Annotated in this window: 25 protein-coding genes and 1 tRNA gene; 10 read left to right on the top strand and 16 right to left on the bottom strand. The window is 58.0% G+C overall.

Features of this window, described 5'->3' with window-relative positions; genetic code table 11:
* Positions 1 to 131 precede the first annotated feature (131 nt).
* The 4 genes from ACCO56_RS07490 to ACCO56_RS07475 form a co-directional block, all read right to left on the bottom strand.
* Positions 132 to 1,145 carry a hypothetical protein gene (locus ACCO56_RS07490; RefSeq protein ID WP_433639180.1) on the bottom strand — a complete coding sequence of 338 codons (1,014 nt, stop codon included), beginning with the start codon at positions 1,143 to 1,145 and terminating at the stop codon, positions 132 to 134.
* Positions 1,146 to 1,593: 448 nt separating this feature from the next.
* Positions 1,594 to 2,100, bottom strand: a complete 507-nt coding sequence (locus ACCO56_RS07485; RefSeq protein ID WP_433639177.1) for a hypothetical protein — start codon at positions 2,098 to 2,100, stop codon at positions 1,594 to 1,596.
* A gap of 503 nt (positions 2,101 to 2,603) precedes the next feature.
* Positions 2,604 to 2,849 carry a hypothetical protein gene (locus ACCO56_RS07480; RefSeq protein ID WP_433639175.1) on the bottom strand — a complete coding sequence of 82 codons (246 nt, stop codon included), beginning with the start codon at positions 2,847 to 2,849 and terminating at the stop codon, positions 2,604 to 2,606.
* Positions 2,850 to 3,179: 330 nt separating this feature from the next.
* Complete coding sequence (locus tag ACCO56_RS07475; RefSeq protein ID WP_433639174.1) at positions 3,180 to 3,827, bottom strand: DUF433 domain-containing protein; 648 nt, start codon at positions 3,825 to 3,827, stop codon at positions 3,180 to 3,182.
* A 551-nt stretch (positions 3,828 to 4,378) separates the two neighbouring features.
* Here ACCO56_RS07475 and ACCO56_RS07470 point away from each other — a divergent pair.
* On the top strand, positions 4,379 to 4,639 hold the full coding sequence (locus tag ACCO56_RS07470) for a helix-turn-helix domain-containing protein (RefSeq protein WP_433639172.1): 261 nt from the start codon (positions 4,379 to 4,381) through the stop codon (positions 4,637 to 4,639).
* A 69-nt stretch (positions 4,640 to 4,708) separates the two neighbouring features.
* Here ACCO56_RS07470 and ACCO56_RS07465 read toward each other — a convergent pair whose 3' ends face one another.
* The gene (locus ACCO56_RS07465; protein WP_433639170.1) at positions 4,709 to 4,864 is read right to left on the bottom strand and encodes a hypothetical protein; all 156 of its coding nucleotides are present in this window, start codon (positions 4,862 to 4,864) and stop codon (positions 4,709 to 4,711) included.
* Between the two features lie 52 nt (positions 4,865 to 4,916).
* Between ACCO56_RS07465 and ACCO56_RS07460 the strand changes: the two genes are divergently transcribed.
* Positions 4,917 to 5,225, top strand: coding sequence for a hypothetical protein (locus ACCO56_RS07460; RefSeq protein ID WP_433639168.1), 309 nt, complete (start codon positions 4,917 to 4,919; stop codon positions 5,223 to 5,225).
* Between the two features lie 141 nt (positions 5,226 to 5,366).
* Here the strand turns inward: ACCO56_RS07460 and ACCO56_RS07455 are convergent, their stop codons facing one another.
* Positions 5,367 to 7,043, bottom strand: a complete 1,677-nt coding sequence (locus tag ACCO56_RS07455) for a RecQ family ATP-dependent DNA helicase (RefSeq protein WP_433639166.1) — start codon at positions 7,041 to 7,043, stop codon at positions 5,367 to 5,369.
* A gap of 133 nt (positions 7,044 to 7,176) precedes the next feature.
* Between ACCO56_RS07455 and ACCO56_RS07450 the strand changes: the two genes are divergently transcribed.
* Both ACCO56_RS07450 and ACCO56_RS07445 read left to right on the top strand, forming a co-directional pair.
* Positions 7,177 to 8,304: a hypothetical protein gene (locus ACCO56_RS07450; RefSeq protein WP_433639164.1), complete on the top strand. Its 1,128-nt coding sequence runs from the start codon at positions 7,177 to 7,179 to the stop codon at positions 8,302 to 8,304.
* Between the two features lie 29 nt (positions 8,305 to 8,333).
* Complete coding sequence (locus ACCO56_RS07445; RefSeq protein ID WP_433639162.1) at positions 8,334 to 8,585, top strand: hypothetical protein; 252 nt, start codon at positions 8,334 to 8,336, stop codon at positions 8,583 to 8,585.
* Between the two features lie 786 nt (positions 8,586 to 9,371).
* Here the strand turns inward: ACCO56_RS07445 and ACCO56_RS07440 are convergent.
* The gene (locus ACCO56_RS07440; protein ID WP_433639160.1) at positions 9,372 to 9,548 is read right to left on the bottom strand and encodes a hypothetical protein; all 177 of its coding nucleotides are present in this window, start codon (positions 9,546 to 9,548) and stop codon (positions 9,372 to 9,374) included.
* A 317-nt stretch (positions 9,549 to 9,865) separates the two neighbouring features.
* On the opposite strand from ACCO56_RS07440, the gene ACCO56_RS07435 reads away from it, so the two are divergent.
* Together ACCO56_RS07435 and ACCO56_RS07430 are read left to right on the top strand one after the other, a co-directional pair.
* A complete protein-coding gene (locus tag ACCO56_RS07435) occupies positions 9,866 to 10,894 on the top strand; it encodes a hypothetical protein (protein ID WP_433639158.1) in 1,029 nt (342 codons plus the stop codon).
* A 208-nt stretch (positions 10,895 to 11,102) separates the two neighbouring features.
* Positions 11,103 to 11,618, top strand: coding sequence for a hypothetical protein (locus ACCO56_RS07430; protein ID WP_433639156.1), 516 nt, complete (start codon positions 11,103 to 11,105; stop codon positions 11,616 to 11,618).
* Here ACCO56_RS07430 and ACCO56_RS07425 read toward each other — a convergent pair.
* From ACCO56_RS07425 to ACCO56_RS07410, 4 genes are all read right to left on the bottom strand, one after another.
* On the bottom strand, positions 11,610 to 11,819 hold the full coding sequence (locus tag ACCO56_RS07425; protein WP_433639155.1) for a hypothetical protein: 210 nt from the start codon (positions 11,817 to 11,819) through the stop codon (positions 11,610 to 11,612). The two genes, ACCO56_RS07430 and ACCO56_RS07425, sit on opposite strands and share 9 nt — an antisense overlap.
* A 39-nt stretch (positions 11,820 to 11,858) precedes the next feature.
* Positions 11,859 to 12,608: an ATP-dependent Zn protease gene (locus ACCO56_RS07420; RefSeq protein WP_433639153.1), complete on the bottom strand. Its 750-nt coding sequence runs from the start codon at positions 12,606 to 12,608 to the stop codon at positions 11,859 to 11,861.
* 12 nt (positions 12,609 to 12,620) lie between these two features.
* Positions 12,621 to 13,256, bottom strand: coding sequence for an AAA family ATPase (locus ACCO56_RS07415; RefSeq protein WP_433639808.1), 636 nt, complete (start codon positions 13,254 to 13,256; stop codon positions 12,621 to 12,623).
* A gap of 1,156 nt (positions 13,257 to 14,412) precedes the next feature.
* Positions 14,413 to 14,769 (bottom strand): DUF6634 family protein, encoded by a 357-nt coding sequence (locus tag ACCO56_RS07410; protein WP_433639806.1) that lies wholly within the window; start codon positions 14,767 to 14,769, stop codon positions 14,413 to 14,415.
* A gap of 165 nt (positions 14,770 to 14,934) precedes the next feature.
* Between ACCO56_RS07410 and ACCO56_RS07405 the strand changes: the two genes are divergently transcribed.
* Positions 14,935 to 15,192 (top strand): helix-turn-helix domain-containing protein, encoded by a 258-nt coding sequence (locus ACCO56_RS07405; protein WP_433639151.1) that lies wholly within the window; start codon positions 14,935 to 14,937, stop codon positions 15,190 to 15,192.
* Positions 15,193 to 15,719: 527 nt separating this feature from the next.
* On the opposite strand, the gene ACCO56_RS07400 is transcribed toward ACCO56_RS07405, so the two are convergent.
* Positions 15,720 to 15,795 (bottom strand) — tRNA-Ile (locus ACCO56_RS07400).
* Positions 15,796 to 15,906: 111 nt separating this feature from the next.
* Between ACCO56_RS07400 and ACCO56_RS07395 the strand changes: the two genes are divergently transcribed.
* Positions 15,907 to 16,620, top strand: coding sequence for an SIMPL domain-containing protein (locus tag ACCO56_RS07395; protein ID WP_433639150.1), 714 nt, complete (start codon positions 15,907 to 15,909; stop codon positions 16,618 to 16,620).
* 204 nt (positions 16,621 to 16,824) lie between these two features.
* On the opposite strand, the gene ACCO56_RS07390 is transcribed toward ACCO56_RS07395, so the two are convergent.
* From ACCO56_RS07390 to ACCO56_RS07375, 4 genes are all read right to left on the bottom strand, one after another.
* Positions 16,825 to 17,187 carry a hypothetical protein gene (locus ACCO56_RS07390; protein ID WP_433639147.1) on the bottom strand — a complete coding sequence of 121 codons (363 nt, stop codon included), beginning with the start codon at positions 17,185 to 17,187 and terminating at the stop codon, positions 16,825 to 16,827.
* A 183-nt stretch (positions 17,188 to 17,370) separates the two neighbouring features.
* Complete coding sequence (locus tag ACCO56_RS07385) at positions 17,371 to 17,772, bottom strand: hypothetical protein (RefSeq protein ID WP_433639145.1); 402 nt, start codon at positions 17,770 to 17,772, stop codon at positions 17,371 to 17,373.
* A gap of 141 nt (positions 17,773 to 17,913) precedes the next feature.
* Entirely contained in the window at positions 17,914 to 18,327 is a 414-nt protein-coding gene (locus ACCO56_RS07380; protein ID WP_433639143.1) for a ketosteroid isomerase-related protein, read from the bottom strand.
* Between the two features lie 20 nt (positions 18,328 to 18,347).
* The gene (locus tag ACCO56_RS07375; protein WP_433639803.1) at positions 18,348 to 18,794 is read right to left on the bottom strand and encodes a YcgN family cysteine cluster protein; all 447 of its coding nucleotides are present in this window, start codon (positions 18,792 to 18,794) and stop codon (positions 18,348 to 18,350) included.
* A 204-nt stretch (positions 18,795 to 18,998) separates the two neighbouring features.
* Between ACCO56_RS07375 and ACCO56_RS07370 the strand changes: the two genes are divergently transcribed.
* Complete coding sequence (locus ACCO56_RS07370) at positions 18,999 to 20,912, top strand: OmpA family protein (protein WP_433639141.1); 1,914 nt, start codon at positions 18,999 to 19,001, stop codon at positions 20,910 to 20,912.
* Between the two features lie 345 nt (positions 20,913 to 21,257).
* Positions 21,258 to 21,791, top strand: a complete 534-nt coding sequence (locus ACCO56_RS07365) for a TIGR00645 family protein (protein WP_433639139.1) — start codon at positions 21,258 to 21,260, stop codon at positions 21,789 to 21,791.
* The last annotated feature ends 4 nt before the right edge of the window (positions 21,792 to 21,795 follow it).

The raw sequence follows: 21,795 nt of genomic DNA, 5'->3' as shown, positions 1-21,795 counted from the left end.
TGACAGGATTCAGCTTCTCTCACTTCAATCCCCGTTGCGCCGGGTTACTCACTGCCCATGACCATACCAGCGACATTTGCTGGTGGGCCATCGATCGGCAGGACCTCGCTCGAAACCATGGTCGTGCCGCGCTATTGTTGTAACTTATAAAACGGACATGCTTGCTGATCCGCCGCGCCCCGCACAATTGCCTCGGCAAACCTGCAGCGCAATTCCATCAACAGCTTACCTTCTTGGAAGTCGTTCGAACTGACATCATTTCGTCCGCGGCCCCAGTCCTTCGCACACGCTTCTGAAGCGTCGCGAAAATCCCAGTACTCAGCAATAGCAACCAGAATTGCCAATCCGTCAGCCGTATCCTGAGCGTCAGCGAGTTGCAGCATGGACTCTTCGAAGCCGGGACCGACGGGTCCCGATTCGTGCCCTGAGATCCTGCCATCCGGACGGACGCATACCGCCAGCAAGTCGTCGCGCCACGCATGGCGCAGTCCGGGGCCTTCTGAGGGGTCGGAGAGATCGTACGTGTAAACCGCGACAGGCTGCGTCAAACGGGCAATGTCGTAAAGTGCCATCAATTCAGGCTCCCCATTGAAGGGATGCACTTCCTTCAACCGGGCAAGTCCGTCTGGCGACAGGCGCAAATCGGTCGCCGAATGGAAATGCGTTTTTGCCGGGATTGAAATCTTTGTTTCCGCAATGTACTCGCCGCGCTCCCAGAAAATATCCCACGGCGTGTCGGCATAGTCGGCACGTGGCATTTTATAGAGCGTCAGAAGCGCCGTCGCGGCTGGGCTCTCCGGCTCCATCTCCTTCCCTAGCCTCTCGCCATAGGCTGCCGCAGTTTCCTGGAGAAACGATGTTGCACCATCCGGGTCGAAAATGCCTGTGATCTCGGCGCATTCAACAAGCCATTGACGCTCGTCGTCGACGACCACAAGGCAACCATGCAATGCGGCGTACCCCCGCAGCGCACGCCGAAACGCCGGCCACCCGGATCCCGAGGATCCGTCCCCGTATCGCAGTTCGACATTACGTTCATCTGCAAGTGGCGAAATTGCGCCCGCCTTCAAGTCCTCTAGGATTCGGGAGGAAAGGGCGTGCCTTTCGTGTGAAAGGTTATAATTGTGCGATGTAATACCGATCATACAATCCTCATTAAGCGCATTTCTAAATTAATACGAGCGTTTGTAAGATTATCACTGCAAATTAAAACAAAGTCAACAATGAAATTACACAGATATTCAATAGACATATGTTCGATCCAACGTTTTTCAATTTCTTATGTCAAATTAGACACGCATACGGCTCGAAATAATGGCCAGAAACTTGCCATCCAGGCAAGGTCGAAAACGTTATTAGAGTTCACCCTACGAAGTTCCATTTGCTAATATGCCTTAACACTTGTTAGAAATGATCTTACTGTCGGGACCCGAAATGCGCACTCTCAGGGATCGCGTTGACGGCCGCCATTTGTCGACTCGGGCCTTAATACAGGCTTCGACCATGGCCTCGTCAGGCTACCAGCACCCAGGCTTCTGACCGGGAACCTGCCCCTTGCCGGCGTTCGCTGGGAACTAAACCAGGCCTTACAACTCAACGTTTTAAAACACTGCCGGAGGCTATTCTCTTAGCTTCAGCAGCCCAAACCGCCTCGTTCGGAAAATAGACCCGGTTTGCCCTCGGAAAGGTTGACGGTTCAAGACCGAATCCCCAGGCGTCAAAAACCGTCCCTCGTTCAAGACCGGAATTTCCGGAATCCTCTACTCTGAACAAGTGACGCCCGGCTGTGTCGCGCCCGTAGGTTCGCCCCAATTTTCCGAGATCAGCGGTAGCCTGTGCGACGGAACAGCGGAGTCCATCGAGTTCCTCACAGGCTGGAGGGAGCTTCAATGTACAATCGATTGCGTCTGCAACTGAAAAGCCGCCAAACAGGCAATATGACCAATCATTTTCAAGTGAGAATATACGAAGCCGAGACGTCCTAATTCCCATGTCTTGGTATGATAAGACGCTAAAATAAGCACACCCTTCAAAGACTGGTATATCCGCATCGGTAACAATCTTGGCATTCTCGCCGAATATGTCCCACTCTTTTTCCATGATTATTGTCCCTTATGTCATCACCCCCTATCGTCGTTAGACTTTTGCAAGGGACAAGGATCTAGATTGTTCACGACGAACGCGGCTATTCCAATCAGGTCAGGAATTACACAACGACGCCCTGACATAGCGGGACAATAGTGCGATGTAAGGACGCAGCACATGTCTGGCTTTTTTCAAAACCTAGCGAGGCTCCGCTGTCGCGGCAGGCCGCGATCGCATTTACGTTCGCCCAATCAAACCAGACCCGGTGAATGACAAGGAAGCGGCTGAAGCTCAGACTCCAACTTTGCAGGAGACGGCAGCCAATTTAACGTAATTACGATTACGGTAATCAGGACTACGCCATCAGCAGCGAGCACATTTCTCAAAAAGGTGCTTCCCGCGGCAGGGTTGCGGAAGATCGCGCACCCACTCCCCTCCGAGGCCGCCCAGCCGCTGGTCAAGCCCACGCACCGCCCTCCCGCCCTTTTGAAATCTAGCCACAGCACTTTTGCTGACCATCACTCCTTTGCCCGCAGCAGGGTGATTTTAGGCTTCTTCGACCAGCCAACGATCTCTTCGCATTCTTGATGACGCAGATTGGAGCGACCGCGGCGCTCTCGGTAACGGGCGGCCTGCAGCCGCGGCGGGGTTCGCGAGTATTGGGTCTGGCCGTAGATCGATGCAGTTGGCCCCTTCCCGGCGATCAGCTCGTCATCGTCGACAAGCCTACGACGCAAATCAAATACCTGGCCACCGCGGCGCAAGGCTCCCTGCTGTAGCTATTTCCGACGATCCCCTGCTCCCTCGACCCACCGGCACGCCAGCCGCACCTATGAGCACTGGTGCGAGCATCCAGCTTGCAAATCATGGGGCGGCTGGGGCTTTGATCGCGGCAAGGCCACAGCATTGTATTGCTTCGAGCACCGAGGGGACGGTGATGACCAGCTTAAGGCCTCCGAAGACAGCCCTGTCTAAAATGGACCGCTATCTTGATCGCCACCCCAAGATTCTGACAGTGGAGGATGCATCAGGATCCAGACCGGTCCCTTCGCTAACTAGGCGAATACACGCGCATTCATCGATCAGGAACTTCATCAAGCGCGCCTACGTGGCACGCGGTGTTCCGAGATGACGCCCGTGCCTTTGGGCAGTCTTGCCATGAGAGGTTTCGGCCGCCCGCGAAGGGGGTTGGCATCCGCGTAGAGGGCGACAAGTTCCAGCTTTTCAGCGGTGAGCGACGGATAGTCTTCAAGAATTTCGTCCACCGGGACGCCCGCCGCCATTGCGGCGGCGACATCGTGAACAAGGATACGCGTGCCTTTAATAACTGGCGAGCCGCCCATGACATCGTCGGAGACCGACACCATTTCACGCGCCACATCAAGCCGTTCGAGCCGCTTGATGGACCGTTCAAAGAAGGGCCGAAGGTCAATTGTCAGGTACTCGTCTCGAACTATCCAGTCCGCTTTCAGCAAAACCTTGGTAGCTGCGCGAGTCCAACTCCGCAGGCTCGGCTCGACATAGCGGATTGCGAAAAGTCGCTCTTCCGAGGTCAGGTGCTTGGCACTTTCGAAATAGAAAGAAATCAGAGCGCACGCGGCAGCCTGCACGTATCGGCCATTGTCGATCGAAACCAGCGTCTCCGGTAGAATGCGCTCATCGATGACGCGATTGACATCGCGCAGGCTCACGCGAGCTACCACGGCCGCCTCTGCGGCCTTCAACATTTCAGTGGCGGTCATGATGCCTCCGCCGTCCATAAATCCTCCGATGCGTCGGAACCTATATCGCAAGCAGCAAAATTTCAAAAAGCCTGACGCGTGTGGGCTCTTCACTGGCGACTCCGCCTACGACGCGTATGCGGTCGGAAGCGTGCTAAATCATACGTGCTGGACGAGGCGGTTTGCGCGCTCAAGGCAGTGCTTCAATCGATGTCATCTGACGCGCTCAGATCCGCAGTGGCATAGCACTTCTCGCCGTTTGCTTTGGATAAGGCCTACTCGTGTTTAGATGCGCATCTGCGTAAGCCTTGGCCGCAACGATCCGTTGCTCGTTGAGGGACGGATAATCGTGGAGGACTTCCGCCATAGCTTTGGACTTTGGGCTTTGGGGCCGTCCGGCTGCACGTACCGAAGTTCTTGATCGAAACGGCGTCAGGAGCCATATTGTCGGAGCGCCTCTCGTGATTTGAGGGTGATCGCATTTTTGGGATGCCGCCCGTCCGGGCCTTTCGACATCGGCCTCTGCTTGTATCGAGTTTTCCGCTGGGCCGCCCTCTACATTGGAGGCAAGAATGACTGCAACGCCTTTTGCGCTGCCTGAAGCAGTGCTGACCGCAATCTCAGCAGGAACTCCCGTCATCCGGGCTTACCGGGAACATCTGGGCTATTCGATCGACGACATCGCCGTCACCAGCGGTCTGACCGTTGAGGAGGTCGAGTTGATCGAATCAGGCTACCGTTTCGAAAAGGGCTATCGCGACCGCATTGCCCGGGCGCTTGGGCTGCCCGAAGGCATCTTCGACGAAATTTCGGACATCCCGAACGCTGCCTGAACGGCGGCCCGTATCACACCCCGCTGCCCTGTCTACGCATCAAAATCCTTATGGCAGCGGGGACAAGTCTCAGAATTCGTGCACCTGGCCGCCGACAGTAAGTCGCCGCGAGAGCAGCCTGGGGAGGAACAACGACTTCTGCGCGATGGCGGCCGAAGCGCAGTCTCCGATCTCCAGAGTCAGGCAGAAGGCTTCTACTGTGGCGCTCGCTTGTAGTAGACGCATCGGCGGGTTCTTCGTTGAGAGATGCTAAGGTCACCGTCATCAGGAGCGGTGCATGGTGATGTCCCGTGTGCTCGCCGAATGGATCGGTGCCGGTCACTTCGACAGGCTGGTCGACCAGTTTGGTCAGGACGCCCTTGTCGTCGATGAGCTGGATTCGGTCGTTGGTTTGCCCGTCTTCGAGGAAATCATCTCCGGTCATGCAAAATGGGGATCCAGCCTCAGAATGAGGGCTCCGGCATATCCCCCTTGCGGACGTCCTCGTAGTTCGGTGGCCCTGCAAACATTGGGCGGGTCAGTTGACCGGATGCCGAAATCGTCGACACTTGGAGAGATCGAGGCAGGCCCCGGCGGCAGGCCCTGAGATCGTTGCCGTGAAAACGAGCGCCAGTGCCACTCGCAACGCATCCGTGAGCCGATTTTCGGGATGCCGATATCGATCGAACAGATTGCGCAACAATCTCCCCTCGCCGTAAATTTGCTGGACCGCATTGGCCATGTAAACCTAACCGGAAATGATCCGGGCAACGTATCCCGCCATCCCGAGCCGTCTGATTTCCGCCTTGTCGCAATGGTCGCAACATGCCCAGAAACGCTTGATCTTCGTTCGGTTGCCGAAGGCCCAATCCAGAATTCGCACGGAAAGACTGGGGCGTCGGGTAGTCTTCGGTCCCTGAAAGTACTCCGAGATCGCGGCCCTCATGCAGGAGGAAGCGCGCATGATCTCGCTGACTTGGTCGATCTGGTGATAGTGCTGCTCCAGCATCTGTTGCCGATCAAGCACGGAAACCTGCGCTGACTCGACCGTTTTCTCGGCCATAAATCGCAATCGTGAAATGTCGCGGCCGAAGCTGGCACCGTTGTGGAACATGACTGCCACCGAGGGCTTTCCGTCTCTCCCGGCACGCCCGAATTCCTGTAGCTGGTCTTCAACCGAGGCCGATTGCTGCCAGTGGATCACGAGGCGCACATTTGGGACATCGAGGCCCATTCCGAAAGCATTGGTGCAGATGATCTGGTCGACTGACGGCTTGCTTTGCCCGAGAAAGCGTTTGACGAGTTCCTGCCGCCCCCATGCGTTTCCCAGTCTCGAATGATAAAGGGGCACTTCAAGTCCGAGATTGCGCAGCGCAGCTTGCAGTTCCTCGCCGACCTTCGTCGACGGCACGAACACCATGGCCTTCTGTCCTTGGAGTTGCGGCAATCGCAGAAGATACGCGATTTCTTCTGGTCTCTTTTCAGCTGCGCATCGCCACCGGAGCAGGGAGATATTCGGTCGGTCGACATCACGCACGAAGACTTCGGCGTCCTCGATGCCCAGTGATTTCAGGATACGCTGCTGCATCTCCCGCCCCGCAGTGGCCGTGAAAGCCAAAACGGGCGGCGATCCCAATTTCTCGCGGACTTCCTTGAGGCGGCCGTACTCTCGTCGGAAGTCCCTGCCCCACTGGTCGACGCAATGAGCCTCGTCCACGACGATGAACGACGGCTTTGTCTGCTTCAGGCGTGCCCGTTCATCCTCGTTCCGGACAAAGAACCGCTCCGGTGCCAGATACAGCAATTTGATCGCACCCCGCCCCAGCAGGGAAAACCGGGTCTGCTTCTCTTCGGCGCTCAAGTCGGAGTTTACGAACGTGGCCGGGATTTTCTTCGCGAGAAGATCCGAGACCTGCTCCGACATCAGGGTCTTCAACGGGCTGACCACCATTGTGAGACCCCGCCTTAGAACTGCTGGCAGCTGGAAGCAGAGGGTCTTCCCCGAACCAGTCGGGCTGACGACGAGCACGGACTTGCCGGACAACGCCGCCAGCACGATCGGCAGCTGTCCTTGCCGGAAACGATCCAGCCCGAACAGGCGCAGAACTGGCCCGAAGTTTGCGGCAGCTTCCAATGCCCGGCCATCCGTATCCAGCCACCCGGCAAGTCTTACGGCCCATCTTTCGATAACCCTGCGTGCCAGTCCGCCAGCAAGATTCGGATGATGGATCGCGTGACACCCATCGCAAAGAGTAACGAGGTTCGAGAGCTCGTCTGTTCCCCCCATCGATCGCGGCAGCAGATGATGAATGTCAGCTTCCGCGGACTTCGCGGGTGTCGAGCATGACACGCAGCGGAAGTTGTCTCTCTTGAGAACCAGCAGGCGGGTGTCTTGCCACGAGTCTGCTGCGGTCGATTGATTCATTAATCGAATTGTTTCCATGTCCCCAGGCCAAGATGTTCTCTAGCAGGCGTGGTTACTAAAAGCTGACCAGAAGTCCGTTGATCAGCCTCGTCCCTTGGTAGAAAGTGTGCTGGGAAACGGGGTTAATGGGTTTATGAGGCGGTGGACAGTAATCGGCACAATCTTCGCGCTGATGTCGTGGACCGGGGTGGCAACAGCGGCTGATATCGACGTGATAGCAGTCCCGGGTGCAATCGACTTCGTGATCATCAAAGGGGAAATCACGGACGGCGACGGTGACCGATTTGTCGACGCCGTCCAGAACCGCGAGAAGGTGACTGTCTACCTGGAGAGTCCTGGCGGGCTCGTCCGTGAAGCACTGCAGATCGGTGCGGAAATCCGGTTGCGTAACTATGCAACGCTTGTCGCCGGCGGCGACGAGTGTTTTTCAGCTTGCGGTCTGATTTGGGTGTCGGGTGCCCGCCGCTACATGTCTCCGGATTCCTTGATTGGATTTCACGCCGCATATCGCGAGGAAGCGGGAGAATTTCGGGAAAGCGGTGTCGCCAATGCCGAGATCGGCTCGTTTCTTACGCATCTCGGTCTACGAATTGAAGCCATCCGGTATTTCACGATCGCGGGGCCAAACAATTTCCTGCTGCTGACCCCGAAGCGGGCAAGAGAACTTGGAATCGATATCTTCCTGCTTGAGGGCGAAGATGTCGTCACGCCTTACGATGCGCCAACGGGTGACCGCTTTGCCGAACGATGGGTTCTGTACAACATCTTGAGGTCTCGATGTCAGGCGTACCTCCAAGCGGATCCCGTTACCCTCGAACAGGGCGCGAACGAGGCCTTTGCAAAGGGCAATGAGATCCTTGGAAGCGAAAAGTGGGGCGATCTATGGCTTCAGCTACTCGATCAACGGGCCGCCCAAATCCCTACCAAGGGCCTGGCGGTGCTTTGTGTGGAGGCCGAGGAGGACTTGCGAAGTCAGGGTCTTCCCACTGGTATCCATGGCCCCAGCTTCGATTGCGTGAAGGCTGCCACACCCACTGAAAGGGCAATGTGCGCGGACCAGAACATATGGTCCAAAGACCGGGCCATGAATTCGATCTACGGCTGGATTCGCAGCAACGTGAAAGCGGATCTCCGCAAGGGTATTCTCGCCGTCCAACGAAGCTGGCTTGCAATCCGAAACGATTGTGGTGGCGACAGGCAGTGCCTGAATTCTGTCTATGACCAGAGGCTGCAGGAATTGAAGCTGGTGGTGATCCAGTAAAACGGAGAGGTCATTGCGAAAGCGACGGCGTGGCCTCACGCAAGGGGGACAATGAGAACTATGCGGAGCAACAAATTGATTTTCGCTTTGCCTCGTGCCTGCTGTCGGCAGCCTGCTCCGCCGCTTTGGCAGACGAGAAAGCATGGATCGTCGTCGATCTTGAAAGGCCCGACGGAAAATCCGTCCAGAGGGCTTTCGATAATCCCGCTGTTCCGGATATGACGTTGAAGGAGTGCGAGGATTCACTCCAGTCGGCAACCCGACTTCGAATGTTCGTATAGCTTTATGTATCGGCCCGCCGCTTATAGCTGGTGCGGGAAACTTATAGCCGACCCGCTGTTCCGGATCGGCCTCTATAGGGGAAGTCACCATAACGATCAATTTCATGAAAGGAGGGGCAGGATTCTGGTCGGCGGCGGCCTACCCAACAGATTGATGCCGCCGAACATGTTCCTTTAGCAAGCTGGGGCATCAAGTATATGGGTAAACATCGGGGCAGCCATGCTTGAAGAGGCGAAGGCTGAGATCAGTACGAAAGGTCCGCTGCTGATGTGCATCCAGACGGAGGCACATTTGAGAAGCCAAGGACTTCCGACTGGCATCGATGGCCCCGGGATTCGCGTGGTCAAAGGCACCTACGACGACGAGATGGCAATGTGTGCCGACAGGAATCTATGGGCCAAAGACCGGGCGATGAGTTCGATCTATTCTGGATCCGCGACAATGTAGAGGTCTCAGTCCGAAAACGCATTCTGAGCGTGCAGCGGGAATGGTTGGCGGAGCGCGATGCGTGCGGCGACGACAAAGTTTGTCTGAACGATGTCTATGAGAGGCGCTTCCAGGAGCTGAAGACGATAGACATAAAGATGTGATCGCTGGTGGCTGCCATCAGCGCCTCCGCAGTCCGCGGTGTCAACAATGGGCCAACCGCAACCTACGGGGCGAGCAGCTCTATGGTATGTGGGTCGAGCACCCTGCCCCGCACGGTATCGCCCTCGCGGAAGTTTTCCTGAAACCAGCGCGCGATGTGTTGGTTGCCGCCGACAACCCTGACAGCACCGGTCCTGTTAGCTGTCCGGATTGATCTTGGAGACGACAATCTGGCTGCCGTCGCTGAAGCGTACGCGGATCGGATCGCCGTCTTTTCCAAGGAAACGGCTGGCTTCGATGCCGGGGTTGAGGAAGCCCTTGTTGTAATATGTAGGCCCTAGCACGATAGAGAGGTTGCCATGGCCGGGCCGCATGCCCGCGGCTCCGGCAGGATATCGGACACCGCGAGGGTATCTGATACTCGGATTCTTCCGCCTCCTCGCGTTCGGCGTCTTCGGAGATAGGCTGCAGCCCTGTATCCTTCCCGTTCCATGGCGGATCGAATTCCCTGATCAGGCTGTCCTCGAGACCTGCCGCTCGGTTGATTTCGAAATCCGCGTATCGGAGGTGGGTTATCGGCGTGAAGGCGAAGATGCGGATCTCGTTGCCCTGGGCGATGGCGGCTTTGATTTTGCCGTGGCAGCGCTTGTTCGTCGCCTGACTTCCCGGACGACAATACCTCCGCGTCCAGATGCGCGAGCTGCAGGAGGAGGCCCTCTCCGAACTCAGCGAATTTACCATTCCCATGGAAATGAGTGACACGATCGCGGGCACCATAAAGGTGTTCGAAGATCTGAGCCTGCCGGAAGGACTCAGGCAGTTCGCCTTCCTCGCACTGCCGAGCTCGTTGGAGAACCTCCGGCAGCAGGCCATCGAAACGCTAAACGACGGTTCGATGGTCTCCATGTTCGGGGCAACTCACCACGACGCGGACGGCAAGGCAGTCGCCGAGATTGAGGCGCTCGGTATCGGAGAGGAGCCGAGCGAGCAACGGGTTAAGTACAAGATGGAGGAGATCGAGGGCTTTCGGCGCTTCGAGCTAGTGAAAGGCTATATCCATCCGGCTCGGGAGTTCATCTCGTCGGCCTTCCTCAGTGAGCGGCACTTCTATCCCATCGTGCGCGCCAGTCCGTTCGTGCCGGCGAGCCACGAGCACATCTTCGCACTGGGCTTGGCGCGGTTGATCCAAGGCGACTACGTCTCGGCGGTCCACTTGCTGATTCCGCAGGTCGAGAACTCGATCCGCAACGTCCTCAAAAACCTGAACACCGATTCGTCGAGGATCCTCAGCGACATGATCCAGGAAGATCGGTCCCTCGACAGTTTGCTGACTAACTACAAGGCTGAGATGGATCGGGTGTTCTCACCTGATGTGGTGCTCCAGATCGACCTACTGTTCAACGGCAAGCCAGGTCCAGGCCTCAGGCTGAACTCGCTCACGGCAAGTTCAACACCGGATACTGCTATCACCCCAACACTGTCTACGCGCTGTGGTTCATCTACCAACTTTGCGTCGTGCCCATCCTTCGTATCTGGGCCTCACACATCGCCCCGGCAATCGAAGCAGACAGTTTCTAGTCAGCCAGACACAACACGAGATTGTTCAAACGGTCGCTTCGCCTATCCACCCGCCGCTGCCTTGCTGAGGATGGCGACTTTCGGGCCTTCGCACCGAACGCATTGGGGAATGGATGAGGTCGTCAGCGAACCGACCGCTTAAATTTCCAAAGCTGCGTCTGGCCTATACCGAGGGCGCGACCATCGTGGAAGCGCCTTTTGTGCGCTTTACGTCTTGACGACTTTTGGCCTTCTTGCGGCCTAGCTCGGAATAGCTGATGACGGCCATGCCGCCGACCAAGAGCCCCCCAAGGGCTCTTCTGTTCTGGATCTGTTTCTTATAATGAGAGGGGGCGCAGGGGGAATGATTCATGGCGGAGCAGCCACCGAACGGGGATGAAGAGCCAAAGGACTGGGAAGGCTATTTCAGCTATCGCTCTCAGCTCGAACATCTACGCGTTCAGCAAGTAACCGCCTTTGACAGTTCCATTGTAAATCTGGCTTCGGGTGCATTGGGGCTTTCTGTGGTTTTACTCACCGCCTTGGCCGCATTTATGCGGCCGGTTCACATATGGGTTTTATTCGTTGCATGGATCGTTTTTGTCCTTTGTATCATAGCCAATCTGGTTTCGTACCAGACTGGAGCAAAGGCGGCTGAAGTTGAGATGGCCGCGTTGGATAGAGGGATGCGAGGGGAAAGCCCGGCAGCCAATCCGAAGTGGAAAACGGTGACGCTATTCCTGAACCGGTCCGTCGTTTCTTTATTCCCAATTGGCTCGATCTTCTTGTTGGTATTTGCGGCATTGAACGCAATGGCTGTTAGTGAGCGACAAGTCTCTCCGGCTGCCAAGCCAGCAGGAGAGCAGACAAACAATCAATCAAACTGAGGGTGACATGAAGAAGATCATCGAAACGACGGTTAGACCATCACCAAAACCGCCACAGAACGGCATCACCTCAACCGGGAAGCCCGTAGCACGCCCGACGACTGCAACTTCAGTGAAGCCGCCAAAGGGGAAATGATATGGCAAGCTCGCCGCGTCCACCTTCACCTGGCCGCCCGACACCTTGGACAGGCGTGGTGCCAAGTCCAAAGCCGGTGAGGCCGCCTAAGTAAGGAGGGATTTTCAGAGAGCTCCGAGAGCAGAGATAGGGTCCAGCCTATCAATCACCGCTTTCAACAATTCTCCCTCCAGTGTGCCGTGTATTAGCAACGCCTCCACGATCAAATCTATCTCTCTTTTATTGCGCAAAACCAGGCCGCGAGCTTCCACCTCCGCGTCAAAGAGCCTGGAATGTACTCTGCGCGCCAAATCCTTGTGAGTGAGAAGCGCCCAGGAATAATCTTGAAATTCATAATGGAGCAGCGGCATCTCTTCGCCAAAACCTAGCTTGCTCTCCATATCCAGGGCGAGCCGTGTAGCCATAGCCAGATCGCTCTGCGTACTCCCGCCAGAGCTCGCCACCGCGCTGCCTAGGATTTGTTCCTCTGCCGTTCGGCCAGAGAGATAGAGCACAAGCATTTTTTCGAGGAAATCCTCCGTAGCTTCCTGTTCCAAAGGCCGCTCCATCCGGACCCAGCCGCCTCCTTCCGTCGTATCGATGGATACCGCAGAAATGCGCCCAACTCCCAGCGACATGTGAGCGACGAGATGACCTGCCTCGTGGATAGCCAGACGTCGACGAACATTAGCAGGGAGGGGCGGCTTGCTTTGCCCCAATGCCTGCACAAGATCATTAAACTCCAGCGCTCGTCCTGCCCGTCGAGCGGCTTGACGACCTTCCCGCACAACACGTTCGACATCAGCCGGGCTTAGCCCCGCCGCCCGCCGCCCGAGATCTCTTAGGACGCGGTCTGCATCTGAAGACATCATCATCTCAGCTCCCGATCAATTCAGCCGCGATCGGACCGTCGGCGACCAGTCGCCCCTGCCATCCGACTCGTGGAGTTCCTCCCGCGAGTCGGCTGCGAGAAACGGAAGGGCCGACTGGATGAGGGGTTCGATATCGTCGCCTAGGTGTGTACGAAAAATTCCGGCCAAAGCTTCAATGCTTGGAAGTGAGATGTCGAAGCGCTTTTCGAGCCGCCCGGATCTCAAGAGGGCATGGTCAATATGACCGACGCGATTTGTGGCCCCGAGAACAACGACCCCCTCTGACTTGGCAATTCCATCCAGAAGCTCCAGGGCTCGATTTACGATATTGTTCCAGTAATCCATGTACTCGCCATGGGCGTGGCGATGACCCAGCCCATCGACTTCGTCGAGAAATAGAATGCATGGAGCTAGGTCGCGAGCCTCTTCGAAAGCATCTGACATCCGTTCCAGCACGTCACCTAAATGCCCACGCTGAAGCCAGGTGGCTGCAGATGTAGCAAGCAATGGGATTTGAAGTGTGTTGGCCAGAGCTCGGGCGAACGTGGTTTTTCCCGTACCAGGCGGGCCAACGAGCAGCGCCTTGCTCGATACCTCCCTCCAGTGAAGTCGCCCCTGTTTGTAAAGATCGAGGTCAATTTTTAGGTCCATGCCCCACTCCTTGGCTTTGCCGTAGCCGCTAAGTGTGGACAGGTCCTCGGCGAAAATACCCAGTGTCAGTCGGTCGTCCGGCTTTGCTGGCCTGAATATGTCGCTGCCGGTGGATTTCTCCTTCTTCTTACGCGGCTTAGCGGCCTCACTCTGCTTGTCAGCCTGGATGGCCTGTTCTTCCTGTCGAAGCTTCGCGTAAAAGCTGATGCCAGAAACTTTGAATGATATCTGTTCGGCGGAAAGATCGGATCTGATCGCTACAACGAGATCAGGAAGGGATAACATTTCGAAATCCATGCCATCATCGAAATCGAGCAAATCAACTCCGGCCACCACTGCTGCCACTTGCTGAACAATTTCCTTGTCGACCTGACCACAATCCAAGATCACATGAGCTGCCGCACGCAAATCCTGGGCTATCTGATCAATTGCATTCGCGAGACAAAGGACGGGCAATCCTGTCATCAACGCATAGCCCACTGCTGGCACCTTGGCCGGGGCTTTCTCGCGAGGGTCGAAAAGAATGGCCTCCCACTCAGTGATTGGAAATCTATTGAAGCGAGGCTCTCTCTGAGAGCCGTCAATTAGATAGCCGTCTGCAAACTTCACCTGTTTTCCGAAGATGTGACCTTCTTCGAACAATTGCCGAAAAATTTCTGCGAAACCTGACGCTCGACAAGCGATGGCGACGATAGGCTGGTCCTTCTCGAACACGTCAAGCAGCTGTCGGGTCGACAGGTCAGATCGTTGTAGGGCTCGCTCCAGCAGAAAAATTGCTGCCATATGCGCGGATGTCAGCGAGTTGGTAATTTGGAGTACTAGGCGACGAACCTTGGCGGAGGAGGCCGCCCATATCCTTCTGCGCTCTGTTTCAGATCGTTCCAGATAGAGCTCTCGATCTAGGCCCTGGACGCCATCTAAATGGTTCGCTTCCACTCCACCCGGGTGTGAATCTCGCACCAGACTGCGCATTTTTCGTGCACTGACTTTGCAGTCGCCGCGTTCCACAAGAACGTCTGCTTCCCGTCCCTTCACATTTGTTGCCGCAACATCGAAGAGGCCTGCCAAAACCGCCTTCTGAATGACGGCGTCACGCGCAGTCCTTTTAGCCTGCCGCAATAGGAATCTTGAAAACACAGGTTTCATCGGGATTCTCTCAATGGGAGGAAGACTGGCTGGGGGCTTTTTGACCCAGGCGGTACCATCTTGATCGAGTTCGCGCCCACCCAAGCTCTTCGCTGATGACGACGAGATCAGACGTGATGATTTCCCTGTCCTGGCCACAAAGAATCGGATGACCAGCCGCGCGACCAATAAGACAGGCTGCGGGTCGAACTCCCACGCTCCAGAAATCGAGTATCGGGGCATTCTCTGGAAAGATTGGACCCGGCCATTCGAGCACTTTTCGGTCAGCAAGTTCGGCCAAATCCGCAGCCAGGGTAGAGAACCTCCCTGCTTCGAATTTCAGCGCGGATCGAAGCCGTTCGGAAGTTTCGAATTCGAACTTCAACATCATGACCACCCATGTGATTCGTTCCGTTCATTCGCGCGCGGCGTCTGCTTTGCCACATTTGCACGGTAAATGCAATTAATTACGCATTTCATGCAGATATCTGCATTAAATAGGCAATTTTTATCCGTTGATAACGGACGAATTTTCTCGAATTAAAACCGAATTATGGACGTTCCATCACAGCTCTTACGCGCTGCCAGGCATGCGCTTGGTTTGAGTCGCGAAGACCTGGCGCAACTCGCCGGGATAAGTGTCCGCACGCTCGCATCACTCGAAGCCGATGAGCCTGTGAAAATCGAAACATTGCGCAAAGTACAACGCGCGTTAGAGTCAAAAGGCGTGTCTTTCTCGGCGGGAGATGGGCACCAAGGACCGAAAATCCAGATGCCGCTGGGCTGGCCAGGGAAGCAATCTAAGGTTTAGGTACATTCTGAGGCCATCCAGCGCGCCCATGTCGGCCCGCATGGCGCTTTGCAGTTTTCCTTTAGAGTGACCGCCAGTCTTCGGATGTGCCGCCGAAGAAAATTGTCTGCAACTCTACGAGAGATAACAATCGGGAGCACCCATTGAGGTGCTTACACTTCCCAGGCGCTACGCAATTCGGCAGACATCGATCGAGTTAGTCGACCAGAGGATTTGTGGAATCACAACTACGGTAATTTGGTCGCGTTAAATCATAGGAACTGTGAATTTGTCAGAAGTGGCGAATCTCTGTCGCTTGGAATTCGCACATTTGGTTAGCGAAGCGAGGGCCTGCCTCGACTTTGCCACATTACACAGCGGTGAATGGAAAATATCCGGCATACATAGTTTATCGAACGGTTACAAAGTCTTAACTCAGGACGAGCGCGACCAATTTGCCCAAAATCGTATCGTGACTATTTGGAATCAAATCGCAACTATTTGTAATCAACTCGCTCTGATTTTGTCGCGTCACCAAGACGTTCGAATGGTGGGCCCGGAGGGACTCGAACCCCCAACCAAGCGGTTATGAGCCGCCGGCTCTAACCATTGAGCTACAGGCCCCACGCGCGCTGGATAGTTGCTTTTTTGCCCGCGCACAAGTCATTGCCGCAATCGCTACATAATCGGACCCTATGCGGTGCGTGCCGACAGGGCGAACCAATGGAGACCAGAATGACGATGAAGTATTCCGCTCTCGCGCTTGCAGCGGCGCTGGCGTTTCCGACCGTCGTGGGAGCGGCGGAGCCGGCGCAGACGCCACGGATCGTGGTGACGGGCGAAGGCGAAGCTTCCGTGGCACCCGACATGGCGCTCCTGTCGCTCGCCGTCATGCGCGAAGCGCCGACGGCACGCGAGGCGCTCGAGGCCAACAACAACGCCATGGCCGCCGTGATCGCCGCCATGAAGGCGGCCGGTATCGAGGAGCGCGACCTGCAGACCGCGGGCGTGCAGATCATGCCGCGCTACGACTACACCAACCGGCCCGACGGCACCCAGGAAGCGAAGCTCGCCGCCTATCAGGTGACCAACACCTTGTCGGTGCGCGTGCGCGACCTCGCCAAGACCGGCGAGATCCTGGATAAATCGGTGTCTCTCGGGGTCAACCAGGGCGGCAGCATCACCTTCACTAACGACAACCCCTCCTCAGTCATCACCGACGCGCGCAAGAAAGCCGTGGCCGATGCGCTCGCCAAGGCGCGCACACTGACCGAGGCCGCCGGTGTCGAACTCGGTCGCATCCTTGAAATCTCGGAAGGCTCCCACGCTCGGCCGCCAATGCCCTACATGGCCAAGGCAATGCGCGCGGAGGACGCAGGCTCCGTGCCGATCCAGGCTGGGGAGAATTCCTATAAGGTGCAGGTCAACGTCACCTTCGAGTTGAAGTGACCGACGGCAGCGGCCCCGATTTCAAAATCGGGCCGTTGCTGTAGTTTTTTGTTTTTCGTAGCGCTCTTACCGAACCGAAGGTTAGCGCCGCAATGCCGCTGTGTCCGTTTCGGCAAGCGGCTTTGGCTGAAATCCGACAAAGCCGGACAAAACAAATCCCCCCGGAGACGCTCTTCCGGGGGGATTTGTTGCCGATGCGCCGAGTTAGCCGATGACCGGGCAACTCGGAGCTCGGCCGAATCTCAGCCAGACGCGATCGCCATGGGAGCGTCCGCGCACGCTGATCGAATGGTGGCCCACATCGACGACCCGGGCGCGGCGGACGCCCATGCGTTCCGCTTTCCACAGGGCGCGCTCGGGCGTGCACCGATGACGGAAATCGTGCCGGCCATGACGCCGGTCCCTATCGCGATGATACCGTGGACCGTCGCCGATATAGAAGCCCGCACCGGGGCCATTGCCGCCGAAATTCAGATAAAGGCCATCGGCATGGGCAGGCATGGCGGCAAGTGCGCCAAGGCCAACAACGGCCGAAAGCACGGCGGTCCTGAGCTTGTTGAACATCATCTTCTCTCCTGTTGGCGGTATCTGTCTCGCCGAAGCGATGGCTGGAGAATGGCACCCCGTCACTGAACCATTCCGGAACCGACCGTTTATCGAACGTTCATCTTTCTTGCCGGGACACGACGGAGACGGGGAAAGCCCGGTAGCCCGGCCTTCAGGCTTGCTTTGGGGCTCGTTCGGAGAATATCAGCTGATGATTGGACAGCCGGGCGCGCGGGCGAACGTCACCCAGACGCGGTCGCCGTGCGAGCGGCCCCGAATGGTGATGGAGCGGCGGCTCACATCCTCGACACGGGCCCGGCGCACGCCCATGCGCTCGGCCTTCCACAGAGCCTGATCGGGCGTGCAACGACGGCGATATTCGTCATGACGGCGCCAGCGATCGTCGCGATCCCAACGCTCGTCGTCGTCATCCAAGTCGTCATCGTCGCCGCGATGCCGGCGATCGCGATGATCGTCATCGACATGGACGCCGACGCCCGGACCGCCGAAATCGAGATAAAGCTTGTCCGCGTGGGCCGGGCCTGCAAGCAACGCGGAAAATCCGATGGCTGCTGAAAGTCCGGCGGTCCTGAGCGTGTCGAGCATCGTCATTCTCCTCACGGAATCCTCTGATCTTTCGTCGCCGAGACAACGCGTCCTGGCAGACGCAAGCTGAACCGTCCACGAATCCCCCGTTCATCGGGCGTTCATCTTCAAGGGAATGTGCGTCGGCCGGATAGGGGAATATCAGCTCTTGGCGAGTTGAGCATTCCAGCCGGCCAGATCGCGATATTCGGTGACACGCGAGAACAGGCCGTCGTCGATCTCGAAGAAAATGCCGGCAAGCAGCGAATAGGACTGGCCGCTCGCCGCCGGCAGTCCTGCCCGTGTCGAAACATAGGTGCCGCGCAGGGTGAATTCGGCCGCCGCGCGTCCGCCGTCTTCGGCCACCATGATCGCGATATCGGACGCCGTTTCGCGGAAATAGCGTGTCTGCATGCCGAGTGACCATCGGAACTTGTCCTTGCCGATCTCGCGTCCACTCTCGCTCATGTCATGGGCGACATTGTCGGCGAGGCAGGCCAGCATCGTCTCATGGTCGCCTGCGTTGAAGGCTCGCAGATAGGTTTCGATCAGTTGACGCGTGGAAGCTTCGCTCATTCCGGTCGCTCCTCCTGCCGTCAGGGCTCGAATTCCAGCATGTAGTCGAAATAATCTTCAGGCTCGGCGAGGTCGCTCTCGGAGGCGGTGACTCGCCCGCGCACCGAAATGCCCGCCTCATGAACGGTCTCGCGGCTGCCCGAGACCAGCGGGTGCCACCAATAGAGATCGTGGCCTTCGGCGATCAGCCGATAGGCACAGGTCGATGGCAGCCACGCGATCTCCCGCACGTTTGTCGGGGTCAGGCCGACGCAGTCCGGGACCTTCTCCAGCCGATTGGCATAGTCGGTGCATCGGCATGTTTGCGGATCGAAAAGCCTGCAACCGACCGTCGTCCAATAGATGTCGCCCGTATCCTCGTCCTCGAGCTTGGCGAGACAGCATTTGCCGCAGCCGTCGCAGAGCGATTCCCACTCGGCCGAGGTCATCTCCTCCAGTGTCTTCGTTTTCCAGAAAGGCGCTTCCATGCGTGGGATGTCGCGCTCCGGGGCCTCGCGGTCAAGGCGTCCGCCGTTTTTTCCCTGCATTGAGCGTCCGACAGCTCTCCACAGCCGCCCAAAAGCCGCCCAGCAATCGCCCGGTAAAGGCCCAATTGCCGGCCGCGCAGGAACAAACGGACATGTTTGCGATTGTCGCAGGCGACGGGACGACCATAACAGGAGAACTTGCCTATGAAATGCCAGACCCGGATCTTGGCTGGAACCGCCATCGGGCTCTTGATGACCGGTGGAGCATTTGCGGCAGCGGCGGCAGCACCCCGCACGACTTTGCCTGCAGATTCGGCACCGGTCATCCTGGCGCAGGCCGAAGATTCCGGCAAAAAGCCGGAAGAGTCGTCCCCGACGGAAGAAGCACCTCAAGGAGCGGGGCCGGCGGAGCAGCCTGAAGCCCAACAGCCTGAAGCAGCTCCGCAGGAATCCCAACCGGAACAAGAGCAGCCCGCCACCGAGGAGCCCGCGCCCGAGCGCGGCTCCGAAGAGGAAGCTCGCGAGCCGGAGCCCAAAGCCGAACCTTCCGAGCCGGCCGCCGAACAGCCGTCCTCGGAACAACCGGCCGACAAGCGCCCTGCCGCGGAACAAAGCGGACCTGCAGGGGAGCCTGAGGCTGAAAGCCAGGAGCAGCCCGAGCCAGCTCCCGAGAAAGCGCCCACTCCGGAAGCCGCGCCGGAACAGCCTACGCCGGAGAAGGCGCCCGAGCCCTCCCCTGCTCCGGCCGAATCGGCCCCGACGCCGACACCCGAAACCCAGCCTGAAGAGGCTGCGCCCGGGAAGGCGCCTGAGCCGTCTCCGACTGAGGAGGAGCCAACAACCCCCGACGTGGCGCCGCAGCCAGCCCCCGCTCCGGAGCCGGCACCGGCACAGCCTACGCCTGATGAGGCCCAGGAGCAGGCGCCGGCACAGCAAGCACCCGCTGGAGAGGAGAAACCAGACACCCAGCCGGGCGAAGCAGGGATAGGCACGTCGGCTCCCATACTCGACAGCCAGAAGCGGTCACCCACGACCGATGACGCGACGCCCGTACCCACCACGCCGACGGCTCCCGGCGACGCGACGCCACCCGGGGCAGCGCCCGCACCTGCCCAATCGACCGAACCGTCAGTGCTGCCTGCCGACGACGGTTCGGCGCAACAAGAGGTGCGGCCGGCCCAACTCCAGCCGGTTACGGCGGAGGAAGGCCGACGCATCGAAAGGCGGCCGGAAGATCCGGTGCGTGAACGCCCACAAGGGGCCAAGGTCGTCCGCGAGATCGGCGATCGCGTCGTCATCGAGGTCGATCACCAGGTCATCGTCGAGAGCAATGACCGGCCGCGTATCGCCCGCGATGCCCGCGACGTCTATTACGAAGAGCTGCCGCGCGGCCGAACCCGCGAGGTGATCCTTCGCGAAGACGGCAGCCGCGTCGTAACCATCCGCAATCGCTACGGCGATGTCATTCGCCGTTCGCGCATCGCGCCCGACGACCGCGAATATGTTCTCGTCTATGTCGAGGATGCCGATTTCGATCGTGTCGGCGAATGGCGGGATCCCGGTCTCGACCTGCCGCCGCTGCGCCTGACCATCCCGGAGGACGAGTATATTCTCGATGCCGAGGAGGTGGACAACCCCGACGCCTACTACGCCTTCCTCGAACAGCCGCCGGTGGAGCGCGTCGAACGCCTTTATTCGATCGACGAGGTCAAGCGCTCTGCCCGGATCCGCGACAAGACGCGCCGTGTCGATCTCGACACGATCACATTCGAGTTCGGCTCGGCCGCCATTCCCGAAAGCGAGGTCCGGCGGCTGGAAGGCGTCGCGACGGCGATGGAGAAACTGCTCGCCAGGAATCCGGCCGAGACCTTCCTGATCGAGGGGCACACCGACGCTGTCGGCTCCGACGTGGCCAATCTCGCTTTGTCGGATCGACGCGCCGAGTCGGTCGCCGAAGCACTCACCAGCGTCTTCGGCATCCCGCCCGAGAACCTGTCCACCCAGGGGTACGGCGAGCAATATCTGAAGGTTAATACCGAGGAGCCCGAACGCCAGAATCGGCGCGTCGCGATCCGCCGGATCACGCCACTGGTCGCGCCGGTGGCCAGCGCTAAGTAGCGATAGTCAAAGGGAGAGTTTTGCCCCGCCACGGAACCGCCTCATAGCAATGCTATGAGCCAGCCTCCCTGCCTCATCCTCCGGCCCGGGGGATGGGCAAGCGCCCCGGCCGGCACTGCAGTAAGCCGGCCGGGCACCTTTTCCCCCTTGCAATCAGCCTTTCTTGGCCTGACATAAGAACCCGCACGGCTGGGAATTCTGAATGCGCGATATTCCAAAGCGCGGGTTCAGGTTTCCAAGCCAAATCACTGGACAGCAAATCGGCATTGATCGTAGCCGCTGGACCTGTACAGCCAGCCGGCTCCCGCAACTTAAAAATCCCTTCCACACGACCGGAATTACCGTATGAAGCGCCTCGAACTCCTGATCGAATCCGTCGTCCTCGCATCGCGATGGCTGCTCGTGGTGTTCTATCTCGGCCTCGCCGTAGCGCTGGCCATCTATGCATTGACCTTCAGCAAGAAGCTCTTCGAATTCGCCACCTCGGCGATGACCATGGCCGACACCGACACGATCCTGAAGATGCTCGGCCTGATCGACGCCGCGCTGGTCGCCAGCCTGGTCGTGATGGTGATCATTTCGGGTTACGAGAATTTCGTCAGCCGCTTCGACAATCACGAGGGCGAAGTGCACTGGTTGGGCACCATTGATGTCGGCTCGTTGAAGATCAAGGTGGCGTCGACGATCGTCGCCATCTCCTCGATCCATCTGCTGCAGGTCTTCCTCAATCATGCCAGCTTCACGCCGGTGCAGTTGATGTGGCTGACCATCATGCACCTGACCTTCGTAGCCTCGGCGCTGCTGCTTGCCTATATCGACCGTATCATGGCGCTCGCCAAGGGAAGCAAGAAGGGAGCCGTCGAGGAGCCCGGCCTCTGAGGAT

The sequence above is a fragment of the Mesorhizobium sp. 1B3 genome (genome assembly GCF_050958605.1).
Lineage (GTDB): Bacteria > Pseudomonadota > Alphaproteobacteria > Rhizobiales > Rhizobiaceae.
The sequence above is the reverse complement of the archived record's forward strand: the minus strand, read 5'-3'. Positions and strand labels throughout refer to the sequence as shown.

Coding starts and splice junctions, on each gene's coding strand:
- ACCO56_RS07490 (WP_433639180.1), bottom strand. CDS start 1,145: ATGATCGGTATTACATCGCACAATTATAACCTTTCACACGAAAGGCAC.
- ACCO56_RS07485 (WP_433639177.1), bottom strand. CDS start 2,100: ATGGAAAAAGAGTGGGACATATTCGGCGAGAATGCCAAGATTGTTACC.
- ACCO56_RS07475 (WP_433639174.1), bottom strand. CDS start 3,827: ATGACCGCCACTGAAATGTTGAAGGCCGCAGAGGCGGCCGTGGTAGCT.
- ACCO56_RS07470 (WP_433639172.1), top strand. CDS start 4,379: ATGACTGCAACGCCTTTTGCGCTGCCTGAAGCAGTGCTGACCGCAATC.
- ACCO56_RS07465 (WP_433639170.1), bottom strand. CDS start 4,864: ATGCGTCTACTACAAGCGAGCGCCACAGTAGAAGCCTTCTGCCTGACT.
- ACCO56_RS07460 (WP_433639168.1), top strand. CDS start 4,917: ATGGTGATGTCCCGTGTGCTCGCCGAATGGATCGGTGCCGGTCACTTC.
- ACCO56_RS07455 (WP_433639166.1), bottom strand. CDS start 7,043: ATGAATCAATCGACCGCAGCAGACTCGTGGCAAGACACCCGCCTGCTG.
- ACCO56_RS07450 (WP_433639164.1), top strand. CDS start 7,177: ATGAGGCGGTGGACAGTAATCGGCACAATCTTCGCGCTGATGTCGTGG.
- ACCO56_RS07440 (WP_433639160.1), bottom strand. CDS start 9,548: ATGCGGCCCGGCCATGGCAACCTCTCTATCGTGCTAGGGCCTACATAT.
- ACCO56_RS07435 (WP_433639158.1), top strand. CDS start 9,866: ATGCGCGAGCTGCAGGAGGAGGCCCTCTCCGAACTCAGCGAATTTACC.
- ACCO56_RS07430 (WP_433639156.1), top strand. CDS start 11,103: ATGGCGGAGCAGCCACCGAACGGGGATGAAGAGCCAAAGGACTGGGAA.
- ACCO56_RS07420 (WP_433639153.1), bottom strand. CDS start 12,608: ATGATGATGTCTTCAGATGCAGACCGCGTCCTAAGAGATCTCGGGCGG.
- ACCO56_RS07415 (WP_433639808.1), bottom strand. CDS start 13,256: ATGGACCTAAAAATTGACCTCGATCTTTACAAACAGGGGCGACTTCAC.
- ACCO56_RS07410 (WP_433639806.1), bottom strand. CDS start 14,769: ATGTTGAAGTTCGAATTCGAAACTTCCGAACGGCTTCGATCCGCGCTG.
- ACCO56_RS07405 (WP_433639151.1), top strand. CDS start 14,935: ATGGACGTTCCATCACAGCTCTTACGCGCTGCCAGGCATGCGCTTGGT.
- ACCO56_RS07395 (WP_433639150.1), top strand. CDS start 15,907: ATGACGATGAAGTATTCCGCTCTCGCGCTTGCAGCGGCGCTGGCGTTT.
- ACCO56_RS07390 (WP_433639147.1), bottom strand. CDS start 17,187: ATGATGTTCAACAAGCTCAGGACCGCCGTGCTTTCGGCCGTTGTTGGC.
- ACCO56_RS07385 (WP_433639145.1), bottom strand. CDS start 17,772: ATGCTCGACACGCTCAGGACCGCCGGACTTTCAGCAGCCATCGGATTT.
- ACCO56_RS07380 (WP_433639143.1), bottom strand. CDS start 18,327: ATGAGCGAAGCTTCCACGCGTCAACTGATCGAAACCTATCTGCGAGCC.
- ACCO56_RS07375 (WP_433639803.1), bottom strand. CDS start 18,794: ATGGAAGCGCCTTTCTGGAAAACGAAGACACTGGAGGAGATGACCTCG.
- ACCO56_RS07370 (WP_433639141.1), top strand. CDS start 18,999: ATGAAATGCCAGACCCGGATCTTGGCTGGAACCGCCATCGGGCTCTTG.
- ACCO56_RS07365 (WP_433639139.1), top strand. CDS start 21,258: ATGAAGCGCCTCGAACTCCTGATCGAATCCGTCGTCCTCGCATCGCGA.